At 69.3% G+C, this 4919-nt stretch carries 3 protein-coding genes; all 3 read left to right on the top strand.

From position 1 onward, the window contains the following. A partial coding sequence (gene sucB, locus SPR02S_RS54605; protein ID WP_026151764.1) for a 2-oxoglutarate dehydrogenase, E2 component, dihydrolipoamide succinyltransferase occupies nt 1–1014 on the top strand: 1014 nt, incomplete at its 5' end. Between the two features lie 210 nt (nt 1015–1224). After that, a complete protein-coding gene (locus tag SPR02S_RS54600) occupies nt 1225–2664 on the top strand; it encodes an alpha/beta hydrolase (RefSeq protein WP_026151763.1) in 1440 nt (479 codons plus the stop codon). Next, a partial coding sequence (locus SPR02S_RS58740) for a caspase family protein (RefSeq protein WP_245607803.1) occupies nt 2657–4919 on the top strand: 2263 nt, incomplete at its 3' end. The genes SPR02S_RS54600 and SPR02S_RS58740, both read left to right, overlap by 8 nt.

The following is a 4919-nucleotide window of genomic DNA, read 5'->3' as shown; positions in this document are numbered from 1 at the left end:
CCCGCGCCGGTCGCTGCTCCGGCTCCGGTGGCCCCGGCCGCTCCGGCGCCCGCCGCCGCGCAGGCCACGGACGACGGCGCCTACGTCACCCCGCTGGTGCGCAAGCTCGCCTCCGAGAACGGCGTGGACCTGGGCTCCGTCAAGGGCACCGGCGTCGGCGGCCGTATCCGCAAGCAGGACGTCATCGCCGCCGCCGAGGCCGCGAAGGCCGCCGCGGCAGCTCCGGCTCCCGCAGCCACCACTGCTGCTCCGGCCGCCGCGGCCAAGAAGACCCCGACCCTGGAGGCCTCTCCCCTCCGCGGCCAGACCGTCAAGATGCCCCGCATCCGCAAGGTCATCGGCGACAACATGGTCAAGGCGCTGCACGAGCAGGCGCAGCTGTCCTCGGTCGTCGAGGTCGACATCACGCGGCTGATGAAGCTCCGCGCCCAGGCGAAGGACTCCTTCGCGGCCCGCGAGGGCGTCAAGCTCTCCCCGATGCCGTTCTTCGTGAAGGCGGCGGCCCAGGCGCTGAAGGCCCACCCGGCCATCAACGCCCGGATCAACGTCGAAGAGGGCACGATCACCTACTTCGACACCGAGAACGTCGGTATCGCGGTGGACTCCGAGAAGGGCCTGATGACCCCGGTCATCAAGCACGCGGGCGACCTGAACATCGCCGGTATCGCCAAGGCCACCGCCGAGCTCGCGGGCAAGGTCCGGGCGAACAAGATCACCCCGGACGAGCTGTCCGGCGCGACCTTCACCATCTCCAACACCGGTTCGCGCGGCGCCCTGTTCGACACGATCATCGTGCCCCCGAACCAGGTCGCGATCCTCGGCATCGGTGCCACGGTCAAGCGCCCGGCGGTCATCGAGACCGAGGAGGGCACGGTCATCGGCGTCCGCGACATGACGTACCTGACCCTCTCCTACGACCACCGTCTGGTGGACGGTGCCGACGCGGCCCGTTACCTGACGGCCGTCAAGGCGATCCTGGAGGCGGGCGAGTTCGAGGTGGAGCTCGGCCTGTAGTCCTGTAGTCAGCGGCCACCTGGCCTGTTTGTACGGTGCCCCCGTCCGGAGAACTCCGGGCGGGGGCACCGTAGTTTTTCCGCTCTCGTCGCTCCTTCACCTGACGCGCTCTCCCCCACCCCACTACCGTGAGTCAGTTCACAGCGGCCGTTCCGCAGACGCCGGACGACGAACGACGGCCGCAGCGGTTCAGAAAACGGGGGGAGCCGCATGAAGCGCGCGCCTGTGCACGACCTTGTGGTGGTACTGCCGGGGATCATGGGAACCCGGCTCGCGGACGCCGACGGCGGCGCGGTCTGGGATCTGTCGGGGGGTGCGCTATGGCGAGGTCTGCGTACCTTCGGCCGTTCGGTGAAGCGGCTGCGCCTGCCCGACGACATCGGTGACGGCCACCCCGGCGACGGCGTACGTCCCCTCGGCACCATGCCCGACCTCCATGTGATCCCGGGCCTCTGGCACCCCGTCGACGGCTACAGCTCCCTGCTGCGCTGGCTCGAACAAAATTTCACCCTGCGTAGCCGCCAACCGAACGACCCTCCGGACACCCCCGCGAACCTCGTCGAGTTCGGCTACGACTGGCGGCTCTCGTGCCGCTACAACGCCCACCGCCTCAAGGAACGCGTCACGGAGGACCTGGAGCGCTGGCGTTCCTCGGCCCCCGAACGCGCCGACGCCCGCGTCGTCTTCATCTGCCACTCGATGGGCGGACTGGTGGCCCGGTTCTACGTCGAGTGCCTCGGCGGGTACGAGGTCACCCGCCGTCTGATCACCCTCGGCACCCCGCACCGCGGCTCGCTGGACGCCCTGACCTACCTGGTCAACGGCCTGCGCAAGGGATGGGGCCCGTTCGGCGTGGACCTCACCGCATTCGCCCGTTCCCTCCCGTCCCTGCACCAACTCGCCCCGGACTACGCCTGCGTCTCCACGGCCGACGGTCTCGCCCACCCCCGCGACCTCCCCGGCCTGCCCGGCCCCGACGAGAAACTGCTGGCCGACGCCGCCCGCTTCCACACCGAACTGCGCGAGGCCGCCCAGGCACCGGGCCGCGACACCCTCACCGACCTCGTGACAATCACCGGCGTCCGCCAGCCGACCGCAACGACGGCCACGTACACCGGCGAACTGCTGGTCCCCGCCTGGGAGATCGACGGGGTCGACGAGGGCGGCGACGGCACCGTCCCACGCCTGTCGGCCCGGCCGGCCAACGTCGCCGGTACGGGGCACCTGACCTCCGAGATCTTCACCCCCAACGAACAGCACGGCTCGCTCCAGAACAACCGGGGGGTGCGGGACGCCCTGTGGGGCCAGCTCGGACACGAGGCGCCCTTCCATCGCGGCGAGGGGGACGAGAACGCACCGCCACTGAGCGTGCTGGCCCCGCCGTTGCTGGCGCACGGTGAGCCGTACGAGGTGTCGGTCTCGGTGCCGGACGGGGTACGCGGCCACGACGAGTTGCTCGTCGTCGCTGAGCTACGGCCTGCGGATGGACGGGCGGAGTCGTCGCGTTCGCTGCGCAATCTGGGTGGCGGGCGGTATCGCGGGGTGTTTCCTGCGCCGGAGGGCGGGGGTTATCGGTTGGCGGTACGGGTCGAGGGGCGCGCGGAGTCGACGGTGACTGCGTTGACGTTGGTGGGTGAGGCGGGTGAGTGAGCGGCAGGTCCAGCAGCAGATTCAGGGGACGGTGCTTGGGGTCGCCGTGCGGACGTACAAGGGGCAGTTCTCCGAACTCCCCAACGCGGTCGACCAGTTGGATGAGCTCTGCGCACTACTGAAGGGCTACGGCTATACGCCCACGGTGGTGAAGGACCCCGGGCGCGACAGCCTCAAGGGCTCGGTGGAGGAGTGGCGGAAGGGCTGGGAGGAGAGCGGCTCACATGGGCCGGCGATCGTGGTGTGGTCCGGGCACGGCGTGCTCCACGGCCAGGACAAGGATTTCCGGCTGATCGTGCACGACACGCAGAGCGTCGACGACGAGGAACAGACGTACTCGGCAAGGTTGTTGACCAACGCAGCCCTGCGCAGTGGCGCGGACCAGGTACTGATGCTCATCGACACCTGCCATGCGGGTGCCGGGGTAGTGGAGTCCGTACAGAAGGCGCTGTCCACCTGGTCCGAACAGAGCCTCCCCGAAGGCCGGTCGACCTGGTTCGGCGTGGTCGCGAGCTGTCGCCCGCAGGAGAAGGCCGAAGGGCGCGGGATCCTACTAGAGACCGTGACAGACGTCCTGCGCAACGGCCCCCGGACCAGCAGTTACCAGCATGAGTGGAGCCCCCGCAACTGGCGGGTCACCGGAGCCGCAGTCGTCTGGGCCGCCATCGACCAGTGGCCCAAAGACGAGGGGCAGAGCCCGATCCCCGCCTTCCTCGGCCATGACCTGCCGATGTTCGGAAACCCCCACAAAGCAGACAGAGGAGAAGCAGAGCTGGTGGAGCACCTGGTCAGGGCGGCCGCCGGAGCGGACCGGGTGGAGGAGGGCTGGTTCTTCACGGGGCGCAAGCGTGTCCTCGGCGAGATCGTCGACTGGCTCCGGGCCGGGGAACGGGGGCTGTTCCTCGTCACGGGCAGCGCGGGCAGCGGTAAGTCGGCGGTGCTGGGCAGGGTGGCGACGCTGTCCGATCCCCGGCACCGGGCCGACATCGTCAAGCATGGTGCGCTGCGGGAGGGCGAGCCGGATCCGGGAGTGGACTCTGTGGATGTTGCCCTGCATCTCCGGGGGCTCACGGTCCAGCAGTTGGCGGAAGCGATCGCCCGGCGGTTGCGGTTGGACGTTCCCGAAACTCCGGCGGCGTTGATCGCCGACGTCGAACGCGAGTGGCCCCTCTCCGGCCGGCCCCCGGTCCTGCTGCTGGACGGCTTGGACGAGGCGGCGTCCGAGCAAGCCGCGCCGATCGTCGAGCAGTTGCTGTCTCCACTGAGCCGCATGGCATGCGTGCTGCTCGCCTCCCGGGACCGCCCGTTCAACCCGGACGCCGAGGAGGCCGGCGAACCCCTCGACGAAGCGGTCAGTCGACTTCTCGGGATCCGGGCACGCGCGGCCGGTCTGGACGACGAGGCCGACACCGGCGACGACATTGAGGAGTACGCGCGCCGTCGGCTCCATGCCTCTGTGCTCCCCGACGAAGCGGCCGATCTGATCGCACAGCGTGCCTCCGTGGGCCAAGGGGGTTTTCTCTTCGCGCAGATGGCAGTCGATGCTGTGCTCAGGCACATGCCGGAGACGGGCGTGGAGGGGTGGGAGACGAGTGTCCCGGCGTCCATCTCCGCGGCCTTCACAGAGGACCTGGCCGCCGGACCACAGCTGGAGCAGAACGGCGAATTGCTTCCTCTGGCTGCTCAGGAGCTACTGACGGCTCTTGCCTGGGGCACCGGAAACGGCATGCCTGCCCGGGGGGTCTGGGAGGCGGCGGCCACCGCGCTCAGCAAGAGCGGAGCCGTCTATGACCGGGAGCATCTGGACTGGCTCCTGAACTCGTATGGCCGGTACGTCGTCGAGGACAGTGACGGCGTCCAGGCCGTGTACCGGCTCTACCACCGTGAGTTCATCGAGCATCTGCAGGAGTTGTCCTACAGGCAGCGCGAGGAGGGGCAGCCGGACCCTGCGTATCTCGTCGCGCGCGGCCTCGTCGATCTTCTGCGGCAGCAGAGTAACGACGCTGCGGTTCTAGGACATGCGAATCCCTATCTGCGGGAGTCGCTGGCGGAGCACGCGGTCATGGCGAGGGGCAGAGGGATCACGTTGATACGGGAACTCGTGGAGCTGCGGGAGGAAGTGTTCCAGCCCGAGCTGGCGAGGGCGCTGGGCGAACTCGCCCGGTTGCTGTCGGAGGCCGGACTGAGAGAAGCAGCACTCACACCATCACAGGAGGCTGCCGATCTCTATCGCACCCTCGCCGAGGCCAACCCCG

Origin of the sequence: Streptomyces prunicolor NBRC 13075, from assembly GCF_000367365.1 — a bacterium.
Taxonomy (GTDB): Bacteria; Actinomycetota; Actinomycetes; order Streptomycetales; family Streptomycetaceae; genus Streptomyces; species Streptomyces prunicolor.
This window is presented reverse-complemented; position numbering and strand designations above follow the sequence as displayed.